Annotated in this window: 9 protein-coding genes; 3 read left to right on the top strand and 6 right to left on the bottom strand. The window is 36.0% G+C overall.

Annotated elements, in window-relative coordinates; genetic code table 11:
• Positions 1–91 precede the first annotated feature (91 nt).
• Positions 92–622 carry a transposase gene (locus AVL50_RS31030; RefSeq protein WP_062621692.1) on the top strand — a complete coding sequence of 177 codons (531 nt, stop codon included), beginning with the start codon at positions 92–94 and terminating at the stop codon, positions 620–622.
• A 289-nt stretch (positions 623–911) separates the two neighbouring features.
• On the opposite strand, the gene AVL50_RS31025 is transcribed toward AVL50_RS31030, so the two are convergent.
• The 5 genes from AVL50_RS31025 to AVL50_RS31005 all read right to left on the bottom strand — a co-directional run bounded on the left by AVL50_RS31025 (position 912) and on the right by AVL50_RS31005 (position 11,993).
• On the bottom strand, positions 912–2,462 hold the full coding sequence (locus AVL50_RS31025) for an arylsulfatase (protein WP_062621690.1): 1,551 nt from the start codon (positions 2,460–2,462) through the stop codon (positions 912–914).
• Positions 2,462–3,958 carry a sulfatase gene (locus tag AVL50_RS31020; protein ID WP_062621688.1) on the bottom strand — a complete coding sequence of 499 codons (1,497 nt, stop codon included), beginning with the start codon at positions 3,956–3,958 and terminating at the stop codon, positions 2,462–2,464. Before AVL50_RS31020 ends, AVL50_RS31025 begins: the two co-directional genes overlap by 1 nt.
• Positions 3,959–3,961: 3 nt before the next feature.
• On the bottom strand, positions 3,962–5,839 hold the full coding sequence (locus AVL50_RS31015) for a right-handed parallel beta-helix repeat-containing protein (RefSeq protein WP_082796088.1): 1,878 nt from the start codon (positions 5,837–5,839) through the stop codon (positions 3,962–3,964).
• 402 nt (positions 5,840–6,241) lie between these two features.
• The gene (locus AVL50_RS31010) at positions 6,242–10,339 is read right to left on the bottom strand and encodes a two-component regulator propeller domain-containing protein (protein ID WP_062621687.1); all 4,098 of its coding nucleotides are present in this window, start codon (positions 10,337–10,339) and stop codon (positions 6,242–6,244) included.
• A 178-nt stretch (positions 10,340–10,517) separates the two neighbouring features.
• A complete protein-coding gene (locus AVL50_RS31005; RefSeq protein ID WP_062621685.1) occupies positions 10,518–11,993 on the bottom strand; it encodes a sulfatase in 1,476 nt (491 codons plus the stop codon).
• A 404-nt stretch (positions 11,994–12,397) separates the two neighbouring features.
• Between AVL50_RS31005 and AVL50_RS31000 the strand changes: the two genes are divergently transcribed.
• The gene (locus AVL50_RS31000; RefSeq protein ID WP_062621683.1) at positions 12,398–13,867 is read left to right on the top strand and encodes an arylsulfatase; all 1,470 of its coding nucleotides are present in this window, start codon (positions 12,398–12,400) and stop codon (positions 13,865–13,867) included.
• 79 nt (positions 13,868–13,946) lie between these two features.
• The gene (locus AVL50_RS30995) at positions 13,947–14,810 is read left to right on the top strand and encodes a sialate O-acetylesterase (RefSeq protein ID WP_062621681.1); all 864 of its coding nucleotides are present in this window, start codon (positions 13,947–13,949) and stop codon (positions 14,808–14,810) included.
• Positions 14,811–14,890: 80 nt separating this feature from the next.
• On the opposite strand, the gene AVL50_RS30990 is transcribed toward AVL50_RS30995, so the two are convergent.
• Positions 14,891–17,428: a glycoside hydrolase family 3 C-terminal domain-containing protein gene (locus tag AVL50_RS30990; protein WP_062621679.1), complete on the bottom strand. Its 2,538-nt coding sequence runs from the start codon at positions 17,426–17,428 to the stop codon at positions 14,891–14,893.
• Between the last annotated feature and the right edge of the window lie 200 nt (positions 17,429–17,628).

The raw sequence follows: 17,628 nt of genomic DNA, 5'->3' as shown, positions 1-17,628 counted from the left end.
AACGACCTCACGAACCACTACGAACCACAATCAGCTCCACAAAACGGCATTATTATTGAACTTTTCAAACTCAAACTAACGATTCATCACTATGAAAAATAGACAAACACTCCGTTTAACAGAGTGGGATTACCGATGGGAAGCGGACTATTTCATCACAATATGTACAAAAGATTTCAAGTCGAAGTTCGGAAAAATTGAAAATGGTAAAATGACTCTTTCACCTGTAGGTATCATCGCTGAACTCTTCTGGTACCAGATTCCCACTTTTAAAACAAATATTTCTTTAGGTACTTATGTTATTATACCTAATCATTTACATGGAATCTTACAGGTTCGAGATTTCTCAAATAAAAAAGAAACTCAAAGTTTGATCTCTCCTCAAATAAAATCCTACAATAAATCCTATTCAACTGCATCTCCAAAAGAAGGAAGTATATCAGCAATCGTACGATCATATAAATCTGCTGTAACGAAACATGCTAGACGATTAGGATATTCATTTGAATGGCAACCTAAGTTTTATGACCATATTATCAGAGATGGTAAAGACTTTGTTAGAATTGAAAATTATATTGACAATAATATTGAGAATTGGAATAAAGATCGTTTCTTCAAGTAATATCACTCTAAGGAGTGAATAACATGGAACTGATTGTGGTTCGCGGTGGTTCGTGCGGTCGTTGCAATGCAACGACCCTACATATATATTGAAAATGGTCATCATTTTATGATTGCAGATCAAGCTGAACAAATTGCAGAAATCATTAACACATATCATGCTCACTAAGAAGTGCATAAATAAATTATGAAAAAGAAAGGAATAGGTTCAGAATTTTAGCAAAAAAGACACCCCAAATCATGAGGTGCCCTTTGTTACTTCGGGTAATACTCGTAAGTGAATTGTATAATTATCTAAGCTTATACACTTTGGTAGATTTGTTGTAATCCTCTCCCCTTATAGCTTTGAACGCTTCTAGCATTTGTTTTACCTTATCGGGATGAACTTTTGCTAGATTGTTTGTTTGCGAAGGGTCTTCTTTCAAATTGTACAATTGCATTTCGTTGTCGTTTCCAATTTCGATTTTTACTTTTTTCAAAGAAGTAGGCCCTTTATAGGGAGGGATCAACATCCAATCATTTTTTCTGAAGGCAGTTCTTGAAGTGGCTTCTAATACCAATTCCTCCCTTCCTACTGTTGTTTGACCTAAGAAAGCATTTAAAAGATCTTGACTGTCTTCTGTTATTTGTTCACTTCCGACTAACGAAGCGATAGAGGCTAACAAATCCATTTGGCAAACAATGGCATCTGATTTTAAAGGCTTGATTTTCCCTTTCCAATACGTTAAGAAAGGAACTCGTGCTCCTGCCTCAAACAAACTGTATTTTCCTCCTCTCAATACACCGGCAGGTTGATGATCACCCAGTTTTTCCTCCGCATCGTCATAGTAACCATCGTTTAATACAGGGCCATTATCACTTGACAAAATCACCAATGTATTTTCTAAAAGCCCTTCCTTTTTCAATGTGTTGATGATTTCACCAATACACCAATCCGCTTCAATGATAGCATCTCCTCTTGGTCCCATTCCTGATTTCCCTTTAAACCTAGGGTGAGGAGTTCTAGGCACGTGGGGCTGTTGTAATGCATAATACAAGAAGAACGGCTCACTTTTGTGGCTCTGAATGTATTGTTTCGCTTTGTCAAGGAAATGATCTGCCATTTTGTAGTCGTCCCATTTAGCAGAAGCACCGCCTTTCATAAATCCAATTCTTGGAATTCCGTTGACAATACTATTATTATGACCGTGATGCCATTTCATGTCCAACATTTCAGGGTTTGTTTTTGCCGTGGGTTCTCCTTCAAAGTTTTCTTTGTAATCTACTTCTATTGGATCATTCGGATCTAAACCAACCACTTTATTATTTTCAATATAAACGGTAGGTACTCTGTCTTGTGTGGCCGCCATGATGTAACTTTCATCAAAACCTACCTCATTGGGACCTGGAGAAATTGTAGCGTTCCAGTTCACATTACCATTACCCAAACCTAAGTGCCATTTACCTACAATTCCTGTAGCATAACCTTGTGATTTGAGCATTTTTGGAATCGTTAATTGATCCGTTCCAATAATCAATGGAGCCGTTCCCGGTAGGATTTTGGCATTTGTATTTTTCCATGGATAAGTTCCCGTCAACAAACCATATCTACTAGGTGTACAGGTAGCAGAAGTGGCATAACCATTTGTAAACTGTACTCCATTTTGAGCTAGGAAATCCATGTTAGGCGTTTTCAAATTTTTGGAAGCTCCATACGCTCCCATATCTCCATAACCTAAATCATCCAGATAAATCAATAAAATATTTGGCTTGTCAGAAGTGCTTTTTTCCTTCTCAGGTTTTGTTGTACTGCATCCGTAAGCAATGACAGCCCCTAACAACAATAAGATTCTTAACTTCATTATTTTGTTTTCTTTTTATAATAATTTTTAGAGAAATCAATTTGCTCCGCTGATAAATCCAAGAGCTTTCCCTCTTCCAATTGAGACCATATTTCAGGCTGATGCTCCTTTAGGTATTTCACAAAAGCAACACCTTTCGTCCCATCAGGTTTTACCTCTTCAAAGCCTCTGTCTTGATGCGTTGACTGCCACTCTTCCATGTACCCTCTGAGTTTTTGCAACTCTTTTTTATACTTTGGGTTCTGGGCTAGATTGACCAATTCATCTGGATCATTTTTTAAATCATACAGTTCTTCAGACTCTTTTTGAGGATTGAAAAAATAAGCTTGAACATTGTTCAATTGACCTTCAGAATTTAATCGTCGCATCACATGAACGGCTGGTCGGTTGTATTCCAAATACGCTTGATGAGCATCATAAGGCACTTCAGGCATATAGTTTTTAATGTATTTGAAACGTTGCGTAGTGATGGCTCTTGAACGGTCTTTCACTTCATCCCAAATATCCCTTGCCGAATACACATACGTTCTTTCATTTTCATCAAACAATGATGAACCCGTGCAATAATCCGGTAATGCAACTTGTGCGATATCAAGAATAGTGGCGGATATATCCGTGAATGTACATAACTGTTGGTCCACTTTTCCTTTTTTGAAAACCTTTGGATAATGAATGATTAATGGAATTCTCAAACCTGAATCATAGACATACCCTTTTCCTCTGATATTGGCCCTGCCATTATCGCCCATAAAAATGATAACAGTATTCTTATCTACTCCATTTTCCTTTAATTGATCCATCAACATTTTCATTTCTTGATCCGCGTATTCAATTTGATCAAGGTACGTAGCCCAATCCAATCTGATCTCTGGAGTATCTGCTAAAAATGGCGGTAAAACCACCTTTGCAGGATCAACAGGATGTGTCGATTTTGCTCTGATGTCGTTCCACCAACTCCCTCTATGCGTCACTTTTAATTGCACTTGTGCGAAGAAGGGTTTTCCATCACTTTTTAAAGCAACAGATCTCGCATCAAAAAGCCCAAAATCTGTCGTTCCATCATAATCACCTGTAGTTTGATGTTTGAAATTACAGTCGATTTTCTCACCTTTTTTCATCACCAATTGACTACCTACAATGGTACGGTAACCTGCTTCAGAAAGTAATTTTGTAATAGGCGTATATGGCTCATCCAAAGCCACTTTTCGGTTACTTCTATGATTGTGTGTGTTGGTGATATTCTGATGTACACCCAGCATCAAAGCTGATCTACTGGGGGAGCAAATCGAATTGGTGCCTATGCAATTGGTGTAACGAATTCCTTCTTTTGCCAATAAATCAAATGTCGGTGTTTTTACCGCTGGCATTCCATAGCAAGCCAAATCATTACTGATATCTTCGGCCATAACCAACAATATATTCGGACGGTCTTGTGCTAAGATGCTATTGGATATGAACATACACATACCCAATAGCTGTACTATTATTTTTTTCATTTCTTATTGAAAATCAACGTTAACAGTACTTTCGTCACACTCCATCATTTTAGTTGCTTTTCCTTGAAAATCGTTGTTCTTGAACACTACATTTTTGGAAGATTTGATAATAAATGCAGGGTTTTCAGGATACAATTGAGGAAATACATTACTAGATAAAATCTTATTATTTTCAAAAAGAAGTTGGTCCGTATTGCTCACTTCAAGTACCAGATTATCAAACATCTTAAATGTATTATTTCTGATTGTAATATTATGGAAAGCGATGTTTTCATTCTCTTCATCCGTCACCAAACGAATAATTCCTCTGCTTGTCCCTCCAAAATTACAGTTGTCAAATGTGTTCCCCTCAATCACTAAATTAGACTGAGCTCCTGATTCATACCATTTTGAACTTTCCACTGGTAAGAAAATGGCATCCATTTCTGAATGAAAATAGTTGTCTTTCACCAACGCTTTTTTAGGGGTCGATAATAACACTCCTCTTGCTCTATTCCCCTGGAATTTATTATTGATAAGTACCACTTCAGGGTAAGCGGTCAAGTTTTCAATGTAATCTCCTTGTTTCACTTCAGCAGGCACTTTCTCTTTAAAAGTAATCACTTGATAACGTTGATTGATCATTTCAATAGATTCAATTGTCAATTCTGCAAAAGGAGCAAATGAATCTTCAATTCTAACAAAACCAATTTTATCGCCTTTTCTTCCGATCACAAAACCTTCTTGTTGGTGATGTCCCATTCTGATACCCAATTTTTTAGCACCTAGGTTTTCTACCACTTCTTGGTATGCTCCGTGAATATTGATACAATCATCCAACTGATTTTCTAATAATGAATTGGTCATTTTAATCATTCCTCTACACCCTACAAAGTGAGTGGCATCGGCAGTAGTCGAAACCATTCTATTGCCTGAAGGAGAAATCGTCAATTGGTCTATAAAAATATCTTCAGAATTCTCCACCAAAAAGCCCATTCCACCAGCATGATGAATTATAACATTTTTAAGATTGAACTGCTTCGTATTGTTCACTCTAATGCCCGGTGCTACTCTATTTTCGCCTTGCTGACCTTTCGTCGACAAAATATCTCCAATAGGTGGCAGACCTTTTTTGTGATTGTAAAAACGTACTATACCTGGCTCAATTTCTTTTACCTTCAATCTGCTTTCTACACCCACTTTACGAAGTGTAAGATCACTTTTATCCACCTTATATTTGTATTTCACTTGATCAACGCCATGTTGAGTTGTTGATTTTTGGGATGTAGAGATAGGACTTGTTTTCTTATTGTTGTATGAGACTGCATGTCTTTTTTTATCATATAAAATGGTCTGTCCTAGATCATGTTCATAGTATTCTTTGATAAAAAAGATTTGCTCATTTCTGATATCATAAGGGTAGTCATCACTAAAACGCACATCAAAAGCATGTTCCTCTTTATGGTGAGCAATGATCTCTCCTTCACTATGGAATGCCATTGCCCAATCTATTTTCACATTTTTAATTGTAATATTTTCAGAATCATCCACCAAAAATGGAATCATCTTTCCATGAAAAATAAAAGTTGAACCTTGCCCATCAATCGTAAAGTCTTTGAAGCTATCAATTGGAAACGCTAAGCTTACAAATACGTCTTTATGGTTAGAAATGTATACAAACTTATTTTGTCCTTTATCAGGATAAAAATGATACGTTCCCTTTTCAAATTGTATGGCATTTGCTCCTTTGTTTTTTTTCAGCTGTTGTAATACATAAGGTGTTGCATCCTCAGTAATCAACGGTGAATTTTTAACCTGAATGATCTGTTTTGGTTTTGCACAAAATCCAGATACCGAAATCAGAAGAGAAACGATTACTATTAATTTCTTTAATGTTTTCATCTGCTATGTTTTAGTAGTCTCCATAATTTAATTGACCGCAATACGTATTTCTTTGAAGGTTGTTACGATTGAGATCTGTAATAATTCTTTCACAATACAAATGTGATGTAAACCTTAAAAACAACAGTATGTGGCAGTAAATCTAGTGTGTCATAGCATACAATTCACTGAATTTCAAGGGTTATACATTATTAAATTGGTGATGACAAATTGTTTTTTGGTGAAGTAAAACGGGCGATCTTATAAGACCGCCCGCATCAATAAAAAGAAATGATATGTTTTGTACACCATAGTTAAAACTATGGGTAGGTGATAGAGCAACCTTATCAAGACTGAAGTCTTGAAGGTTGATAACGTAAACAGGTGTCGTGGACCCATAATTGAAATGATAGGCTTTTGGGATCACTCAACTTCCGCATGATGTTCCTTACCGTATTTCCCTGGAGTAATTCCGTAATGTTCTTTGAACATTCGGCTGAAGTGTGTTCTGCTCTTAAAGCCAGTTCTCAAGTACACTTCGGAAACGGTTAGCTTTTCATTGACCAACATTTCTGCCGCTTTCTTGAGCCTATAGAGCTTCAATAATTCATAAGGAGTATAATTGGTGATCGACTTCACTTTTTGGTAAAAATGAGTACGGTTGAGGTGCAACTCTTTAATGAAAATATTAATATCCAACTCTTCATCATCAAGGTGTTTTTCCATCAGGGCATATAGTTTTTCCATAAATACCCTTTCGCTCTTATTATTGTTTTTCTTCTCTACTTCTACAGGGAAGTCAATTCTAAAACGCTCTCTCAACTGTCGGCGGTTCTTCAATAACATTTGTGCTGTTGCAATCAGATGTTTCAGGTCAAAAGGCTTGCTGATATATGCATCCGCACCACTTTCAAAGCCAGAAACTTGATCATCAACAGATGATCTTGACGTAAGTAGAATTACCGGAATGTGACTGGTTCTGATGTCGGCTTTGATTCCTTTACAAAGTTCTAAACCGTTTAATTCTGGCATTAATATATCACTGATAATCAAGTCAGGCCACTCTTCCTCTACCGCTTCTTTGCATTGTCGACCATTGACAAAAGACGTTACATTAAAATACTCTGAAAGCGAAGAATGAACAAAGTCTCTAAGGTCTTTATTATCTTCAACGTAATACACATTTAATTCTTTCAATGTTTCATCTTTCAAACTCTCTGGAAGTTCGATACCTTTTGGTAAAGTTCTTTGTTTCTCATCATCCGTTTCTAAGGTGAGAATCTCTTGCAATCGTTCTTCATTGAAAGTATCTTCCAGACTTACCTCTACTGGCAATATCACTTTAAAAGTAGTTGACTCTTTTACTTTGCTTTCCACCGAGATGGAACCATAATGCAATTCAACAATTCTCTTCGAAAAAGCCAAACCAATACCCGAACCTACTGTAGCTGTATTGACATCTTCTGACTGATAATATCGTTCAAAAACGTAAGGAAGATCTTTTGGTTTGATCCCTGCCCCAGTATCATTGACAGAAAAGACCAATTGATCCTTTTCAATTCCGTAAGTCAGTGTAATTTTATCTCCCGTCTTGGTAAACTTAAAGGCATTGTTCAGAAGGTTGTTCAGTACAATTTCCAATTTCTGACGATCTGCCAAAACAAATAACTGATTGGCCTCACCGATCACTTCAAACTTCCTCTCTGTATGTTCAGCCATTTGGTCAAATCCTTTTTTCACTTCATTAATCAATGCTGTAAAATCAAAAGAAGTGATTTTCAACTTCAGTAAGCTTTGTTCTGCTTTCTGGAAATCCTGTACTTGATTGACCAGTTGAAACATTTTCTTTGATTGGCTCTCAATTAGGCTTAAATGCTTGTAGGCATCATTATTGGATTCGAATATCTTAATTAAAACCTGTAACGGACCCGAAATTAATGTCAAAGGTGTTCTAAATTCATGTGCAATATTCATGAACATTCTCGTCCTTGTTTTATTCAGCTCATCGATACGTTCCTTATCCATTTGTTCGATTTGAAGATCATGTTCAATCTTATTCATCTTCAAAATAACACGAATCACTACTATCAGAATTAGTGCAATAAGGACGATGTAAATTAGGTAAGCCAAAGGCGTTTTCCAATACGGAGGATGAATGACAATCTCAATTTTCTTAGAAGGCGACCATTCTTTTTTGGAATTGGAAACAGCTACTTCAAAAACATATTTCCCCGGAGGAAGGCCATTAAAACTCGCCCATTTTACCTCTGATGCAGTGGTCACCCATTCTTCTTCCTGAGGTAATAATCTATAGCGAATCAAATTTCCTTTTTTATTGGAATAGTGCAATGAGATAATTTCAAAAGAAAAGACATTCTGATCATAATTCAGTTCTATTTTTTCCGTTTCATTCAATCCTTTTTGAAGCACAACTTGATCGTCCAAAGTATCCAAAACATTCACTTTTGTATTGAATAATCTGAAATCACCTAACAATAAATTAGGCATTTCATCTTCCTCATGAATTTGATTGGGATCAAAATACAAAACGCCATTTCCTCCAGAAAAAATCAACTCATCATTCCTTAATATTGCAGATGAAGGCTCAAAAGGTGAAATCGGTACACCGTCCCCTATTGTATAATTTCTAAACTTACGCGTCTTAAGGTCAAAAGCATTCAATCCCTTATTGGTCGTGATCCATAACCTGTTTTGCTTGTCTGGAAGGATACTTTTCACAATATTATTATCCAATCCATCTTTCTCCTTAAAAGATTTAAAAACACAGGCCAATTGAGAGTTTTCTACCAAGCAAAGGCCCCCTTCTTCGGTACCCACCCACAATTCACCATTTTCTAACCTTAAGATGCTTGATACAAAGTTATTAGAGATTGAATATTTATTTTCAGGGTTATGTACAAACTGTACTTTACGCATCTTATTCAGGTCTCTCTTAGGATTATTATTAATTCTGATTAAGCCGTCATGCCGAGTACCAACCCAAATAAAATTATACTTTGGATCTTCATATATGCATCTAACGTCTTTAATTTCTTTACTTAAGAAGCCCTTATAAACTTCCATAAACTGTATGTCCTCGATTTTACCTTCCTTCGATAATTTCAGGCGATACAACCCTTCGCTACAGGCCATCCAATGGTACCCGTATTTATCCAAGGCAACACCTTTCATTTTTATACTAGCAAATTCAGGAGTGAGTTTACTTATCAGAGGAACCCACTTTTTAAGTGCTTCAGTATAATAAAAAATTCTTGTTAACTTCCCTTGTTTCTTCAGGAATTGTCCCCCTTTGTTGTCTAAGATCAGTGAAGAATTAGGCTTTCCATCTAGATCTTGAATATGTGGAGGCAAACTTTCAATACTATTCGTTTGTGTATTGAAATTCAAAATTCCTCTAAAATGAACATTGATTAATACATTGGTATCAGTCCATTTCTGAAGGTTAAGCACATGATTGGACCACTCTCCAGGTTGGTTATTGGATTTAAGATTAGAGTATTTAAAATTATATTTCTTTGTAGGTAAATGATATAGTCCTTTTCGAAAGGAGCCTGCCCAAAAATTTCCTTTTTCATTAGAAATCATAGTGCTGACTCTATAAATGGGGTAAATCTCTTTTTCTAATATCGCTCTTCTACCTATATTATCCAATTCCTCTTTAGTAGTCTTATAAATCCCCAGTTCTTTATGTCCTAACCAGATATTTTTAGAAGCATCTATATGGATAGTTTGAAACTTTTGATGGATCAATATATGCTTTGACTGAATGGAATCTTTGCTATAATCCATGATCACAAGCCCATTATTCGCTACACAATAATAGCGATGATCATCATACTTTACGATATCAAGATATTTATCAATTCTAGTTCCCTCAATCAGGGTTTTGGTTCTGTTAGGATAGTTGACTTTATACAATCCTCTTGAAGTAGCCACTAAGAGATTATTGTTATCTAACGGTAAAGCCTTGTATGCAATAACACTTTCACTGAGTGCGATGTTATTTTTTAGTTTATTAGTCTTGGGGTCAAAAAATAATAATCCTTGCTTTTCGGTGGTGCATAAAATATAGTGTTTGAATTTGGAAACCTGTCGGATTATTGGTCCCGTTTTTACACCTTTCTTGGTTTGAGTAAGATAGACACTTTCAAAGTGTTGAGTGCTGTAATCGAAATTACTTAACCCATGTCCTGTACCAATCCATATTTTATGGTCTTCATCTTGGAAAAGTGACCTTATCCTATTGCTGTTTAAGTTTTTAACGTTTCTGAATGTCTTAAATTCAAAACCATCATAACTGTTCAATCCATCAAAAGTCCCTACCCAAAGCAAACCATTATGATCCTCCAAAAGTGAAGTAACACCATAATGCGACAAGCCCTGAGGCATGGAATAGGCATTTAAAATTCCTCTTTCAAAATATTCGTCCTGTGCACTACAAACAATGGGAATTAAACCGACCCAAACTAATAATACTATCTGTGTAATAATTCTTTTCATCAACAATTCATCTAATAATAGTATCCCTAAAAAATTAAAGAAGAATGCCCTTATATTCCTGTAAATTTAGTCAATTTAAAAAAAATAAGGGCATTCTGTGTTAGTATTAAGTAGTCACACATCTAGTTAGTTAGTAGTCACTTTTGTGCAGAGTAATTATACTCTTCTCCTCAACTGATTATAAATCCAAACCCGTCCCTTGTAAACTATAGTCTTTCTCCCAGTAGATTTTCCACGGATCTTGTGTATTCTCCTGGAATTTTTTCAATTTCTTTTTCATCATCTCAAATATCTCCTGATGTTCTTTGCTATTCACTAGGTTATTGATTTCATCAGGATCTTTATCAAGGTCGTATAATTCTAATTCCGCATGATGCAGATAGTCCTCTACCTTACGCTTTCCATAGTATTGAGCACCTGACCTGTAACGCTCTTGCCAAGTGGAAGAAACCCATAAATCAGAAGCAAATGGATATTCTAAACCTGAAGCGATATTCAAAATAAGCTTATAATTTTTATGTCTTACCACCCTCATCGGGTAATACATTGTGATTTCATGGAAAGTATGAGAAGCATAGATTTCCGTTCTTTCTTTTTCTTCAGCACCAGTAAGCACTCCTGTAAAAGATTTTCCATGAAATTGATTTTCCTGATAATTAATATTGGCCCAATCTAAAATTGTCGGTGTAAGATCTACCCAAGAGATCAATGCATTATTTGTTTTATCTTGATTTTTCAATAAAGGATTTTTAATGATACATGGCAGATTCATGCCCGGTTCATACAATGTAGTTTTGGCTCCTGGAAAAGCAATTCCATTATCAGAGATATAAATTACAATCGTATTTTCCATCTTCCCCGATGCCTTCAAATGTTTCATTAATAATCCAAAACCAGTATCAATACGAGATACACTTTGATAGTATTGGGCCAATTCTTCTCTTGCTTCTTTAGTATCAGAAATAAAACTTGGCACCAATACTTCATCTGGTGAATAAGTAACTTCCTCTACTCCTTCATATCCTTTTTTTCTATTACCGAAACTATTTGGATCGTTCCAATTTGGACCTGTTGGCTGTCCTCTATGTGGATCACCTGTACAGAAGTACAAGAAGAACGGTTCCTCTTTTTCAAAAACTTCTTGGCACTTATTGGCCATTTCAACAGTATTTCTTTGATTCGCTTTGATCACATTCTGAAAGTGGAAAACTTTCTCAGGTGCTAAATGGTATTTACCAATTCTAGCGGTATAATAACCATTCTCCTCCATTATTTTTGGTAATGAGCTAACGGTATCATAAGTACTGAAATGATGATAATCATGCGTATGTCCATAAGACCCCGTAGCATGTCCAAATTTCCCTGTAAGAATTACAGATCTACTTGCTGCACAGCTTGCACTTGTACAGTACGCATTATTAAACACAGTACCTTCACTGGCCAAATGATCCAAATTTGGAGTTTGAATCACGGGGTTTCCATAACAACCTAATGCGTCTTTACCATGGTCATCCGACACAAATAGTATGATATTCGGTCGTTTTTTTATCTGTTTTGTAACTCCTTTTTTTGAACTTTGACAAGAAGTGAAAATAAGTAATAATAGACAAAAGATCACTCCTTTGCTCTTATATAGTGTAGTAATAAACTTCATACTTAAAAATTCTTTGAACGCTTTTTTCTCGTTTGCTTCTGCAATATCCTAAGACTACTTTTCTCGTTTGTATCTGTCAATTTTTACGTTGTATCCAACAGTATTAATTACTGAATTGCAATAATTTATATCATGATTTAAAATTCTAAAATACAACAGGGGGTACTCATAGGTACAATTATTACCCCCTACTCAATTGCTCTTTTTCAGCTTACAAAAAAGAGAAAAATGAAACATTTTATGTCACTTGAGGTTTGAAAACCTGTACCTTCACATTCAGATAAACTGCCACATACACATCACTAACCATCACAGACAGGTTTTTAAATTTTGTATATTTTATTTACATCAATTCTTTCACACAGATTTTCACAAGGATCTTTCAAATTTCAATACATACAGAAATGAAAAACATAAGAAATTACTTTTATTTAATTACGCTTTTACTGATGGGTGCAGGGTGTGCAACTTCATCCAAAAGTAAAGCAACAGCTAGTCAAACTAAAAAACCAAATATTATATATATCCTTGCAGATGATTTGGGGTATGGAGATTTGAGTAGTTATGGGCAAACAAAATTTACGACTCCCAACATTGATGCTTTAGCGGAGTCAGGTATGAAGTTCACACAACATTATTGTGGGTCGGCGGTTTGTGCACCTTCCCGTTCTTCATTGATGACAGGCCAACATACAGGGCACACACCTATTCGTGGCAACAAAGAAATTGAAGGTGAAGGGCAAATTTCACTTCCTTCTGAAGCGTTTACAGTAGCTGAACTATTAAAAGAAGAAGGTTATGTAACGGGAGCTTTTGGTAAATGGGGCTTAGGTTTTGTGAATCATGAAGGAGATCCAAACAAGCAGGGGTTTGATGAGTTTTTTGGTTATGTATGCCAAGCGGCCGCTCACCGCTACTACCCTGAATACATCTGGCACAATGATCAAAAAGTATTTTTAGAGGGAAATGACTGGACCAATACAGTGACTTATGCACCAGATGTAATTCAAGAGGCAACATTGGATTTTATTGAAAACAACAAGGATAATACTTTCTTTGCTTACGTTCCTTTTATTCTTCCTCATGCAGAATTAATTTCTCCAGAAGATTCTATACTTTCTAAATACAAAGGTAAATTTCCTGAAACTGCTTTTACTGAAGATAACAAATATACATCTGATTATGGTCCAAATATTCAGAAACAAATGTACTGCTCTCAAGAAATCCCTCATGCCGCTTTTGCGTCAATGATTCACCGATTGGATACCTATGTTGGGCAAATTGTGGCTAAAGTAGAAGAATTAGGTATTGCAGATGAGACTATCATTATGTTTGCCAGTGACAATGGTCCACATGCGGCAGGTGGAGCAGATCCTGAATTTTTCAATAGTGGCGGTAACCTTAGAGGAATCAAAAGAGATCTATATGAAGGCGGTGTACGTACGCCATTTATCATTAAGTGGCCTGGAAAAGTTAAGGCCGGATCAACCTCAGAACACGTTTCTGCTTTTTGGGACATCTTCCCAACTTTTGCTGATATTGTTGGTAAAGGTGAGCATTTTGAGACGGATGGTATTTCATTTTATCCTACTATGATGGGTAAAGGAGAACAAGAAGAACACCCTTATTTGTATTGGGAATTGAATCTAAGAGGAGGCAGACAAGCAGTAAGATTAGGGGATTGGAAAGGCGTTTTATACAAAGTCAATAATGGTAATTCACACATTGAGTTATACAACATTGTCAACGATCCTGAAGAATCAACGGACGTTAGTGAAGAACACCCAGATATTGTAAAAGAAATCAAAGAGATAATGATAGAAGCGAGAACAGATTCAGAACTGTTTCCTCTTTTCACTAAGAAAGTGAAATAATCAACCTTATACCAAGACTACTAAATTGATCAAGTACCCACGGCTTAAGTCGTGGGTTTTATTTTACAATACCTTTTATATGATGAGAATACTACTAATACAATTCCTACTTCTAATACCTAGCATAAGTTTTGCTCAAAGCCAAAAAGTCTATATTGTGCTTTTAGGAGGACAATCCAATATGGCCGGAAGGGGTCAGTTTGAAGAATTGTCTTCCATCAATAAAACAAGAGTTGACAATGCCTCAAAGTACGTTTCCATCGCTAGCGGCTCCAAAAATATTACATCACTCTCTTTCAATTCTTTAACTAAAAGACAATCGAATTTTGGCCCCGAATTATTTATCGGCATTCAACTTCATGAACAATTTCCTAACAGAGAATTTTTACTCATAAAGGAAGCTCAGGGAGGCACTTCACTCTATGGTGCATGGAATCCGCAGTGGACAATGGAGAAAGCACTGATTGGAGAAATAGATGCCAAAAGACAAAATATGAAGTTATATTCTAAACACATTCAAGTTATTAAAGACCTACTTGAACAATTAGAAGCAAAGGGAAAAGAGCCTGTATTAATGGGTATGTGTTGGATGCAAGGTGAAAAAGATTCAAGACTAGAAGTAACGGCCTCCGAATATGGAAACAACCTAAAGCTATTCATTCAGAGTTATAGGCAAACTTTAAAGGAAAAAAATCTACCATTTGTATTTGGGCAAATCAATTGTCCTCCCCGCTCAAAATTTCCAAAGGGAACTGAAGTTGTCCGTCAACAAATGTCCAATATAGAAAAGCAGATACATCATACCTATATGATACCAACAACCATGGATTCCACCTGGCAAGATTTTCCAAAGCAAGATGATAATGTACATTACAATACAAAAGGGCAAGAAAAACTAGGAACTGCTTTTGGAAAAAGTTTAATTCAAAACAGCACTATTTAGTCATTCATTTTCCATGAAAAAAAGAGGACATCTTAACCGCTAAGATGCCCTCATTCATTCTAATCGTAATTAACTGTTTGTTATTTGACAGCATTTGACGGGTAAATGGTATAAGGCTTATTCCCCTTTGGAGGAATGATTTTTATGGATTTAATATTAACCTTACCAGACTTGATAATTGAGTTTAATGTCACTTCTTTACCATATTCTGGTGGAATTGGGATCTTAACAGCAATTGAACCTTTTACACCTTTTTCTTTTTTAAGGGTATAAGTTCCAATTGGGTTTGAAAGCATTTTTAATTCTACTTTCGCTGTTTCGCTTTTCAATTCGTAATTCACCTCAGCATCCCATGTGTTTACATAGAAGCCAGGATCATTGAATACTGTTTTGAATAAAATTCCTTGCTCTTTTATTTTCTTAGACTTGCTTGCGTACAAGAATGAAGTATCATCATAAAGATCATCCCATTTTTTAGAGCGGTTAGGGTCTGAAGCTACAAAATAGGCACTTTTCTGACCTACTCTTTGTTCTTTGATCACACCACCTTCCACAACAACTGTTTTCTTCTGGAAGATATTATTACTCGCATTTCCTACAAGAATCTCAAATTTGCCTTCTTCGACCATGTATTCATTTTGAATTGTATCATAGTGAGAAAACGCTTCATAAGGTAAAGTAATGTCAACCTTTGTTGAAGCTCCTTTTTCAAGTTCTACTTTTTTGAATCCTTTCAATGCTTTTTGAGCAACCTGTTGTGATGATTTCACATCACGAATATATACTTGAACTACTTCCTTCCCTTTTTGATCCCCGACATTCTTAACATCAATACTAACAGATAAATCGCCATTCACTGCTACTTTTTTCTGGTTTAATTTCATGTTATTTATTTCAAAATCAGTATAGCTCAAACCATAACCGAAAGGATATAATGGTTCTCCTTTGAAATACATATACGTTCTACCCGACTGAATAGAATAATCATGAAAATCAGGAAGATCATTGTCAGATTTGAACCAAGTTGAATTTAGTTTACCACTTGGGTTGACGTCACCAAACAGTACATGAGCTAATGCTGTACCTTGCTCTTGACCATTTGGCCATGCACACACTATTCCATCAAGGTTTTCATGTTCCCATTCAATAGCAGTTGGTCCACTTGGAACTAAAACCAAAATCACATTGTCATTCACCTCTTTTACAGCTTTGATCAACTCATGTTGTTTCCCTGGTAATTTTAAAGATTTTCTGTCTACGTTTTCCGTCGAAGTACTCTCATCGTTTCCTACCACCAAAATCACTTGATCAGAAGACTTCGCTACAGCCACTGCTTCTTTGATTTTATCTTTATCCGTTTTATCGCCAGTAACACTACAACCTTCAGCATAGGCAACATCGGATTGTAAATACTTCTTGATACCATCTAATGGCGATACTTTACTTTTGGGGTGACCCGAGTAAATTCCCATCCAGCATCTATTTGCAAAAGGTCCAATCAAAGCCACTTTGTCGGACTTTTGAAGTGGTAACACATTATTTTCGTTTTTCAAAAGCACAATCGCCTCTTCTGCTGCTCTTAACGCGATTTTCTTATGATCTTCACATTCTAATACAGTACTAGGAATTTTAGAGTATGGATTTAAAGCTGGATCATCAAAATCACCTGTCATAAACCTCAAACGTAATAACCTTGAAACTGTCTTATCTAAATCCGCCTCAGTCATCAAGCCTTCATTAATAGCATCATCCAAAGCATAAACCATTGGAGCTAACTTTGTTTTATTTCTGTAGCATTCCTGATCAACACCTGCTTTAATTGCCATTGCCGCCGCTTCCGCTTGAGATTTAGCATAATGCATACGTGTTTCAATCCCTTCAACAGCTGTCCAATCCGCAATTACATATCCTTCAAAACCCCACTCATCACGCAATACTCCATTGACTAACCAGTTATGAGCAGAACAAGGAATACCGTTCAAACCATTCAAGGCCGTCATGATACCTGTTGCTTCCTCATCTACAATACATGTTTTATAAGCAGGGAAATAATATTCATATAATTCTTTCTTGTTAATATAGGAATGGATTTTCTCTCTGTATTTGTCCACATTGTTCGCAACATAATGTTTTACAGTAGTCACAGTTTTTACATACTTAGGATCATTACCTTGCATTCCTCTTACGTACATTCTTGCCATTTCAGACATCAAGAATGGATCCTCACTATAACACTCACCATTTCTACCCCAACGTGGATCTCTTGCCATATTTACAGTAGGAGAAAACATCATCACTTCTTTCTTTCCCATATTTTTGAGTGCTCTTGCTTCATTAGAAATTGCAGTGGCCACATCATACATCAAGTCGGGGTTCCAAGTACTACCCATGGCTATATTCTGAGGAAACTGTGTACAGTTCCAAGCAATAATTCCGTGCAAAGCTTCACCATACCATTCGAAAGCCGGGATTCCTAATCTTTCCATTTCTGGTATTTTTGAACCACAATAACTTATTTTCTCTTCTAAGGTCATTTTGGACAAAAGGTCTTTTACTCTGTCGTCAACTTTTGCATTGGGGTCTTTCCAAGTTTGTGCTTGAATTGAAAAAGTTGACACTAAAAAAATAAGTAAACAAAAAAGTCTGCTGTATATCTTCATTTCAAAATAGATTAATTGTAAAACTTACAGCAAACCTATATTGAAGTCTTTAATAAGTCGAAAATTGGGTATGGACAAAAGTAGGACATGCACTTTTACCACCTAAAAATCGTATAATTCGGAGTAATACGAGGGGAAATTTTATTTACAGGTACTGT

It is taken from the genome of Flammeovirga sp. SJP92 (genome assembly GCF_001583495.1).
Taxonomy (GTDB): Bacteria; Bacteroidota; Bacteroidia; order Cytophagales; family Flammeovirgaceae; genus Flammeovirga.
Note: the sequence above shows the minus strand (reverse complement) of the source record. Positions and strands in the feature narration are given on the sequence as shown.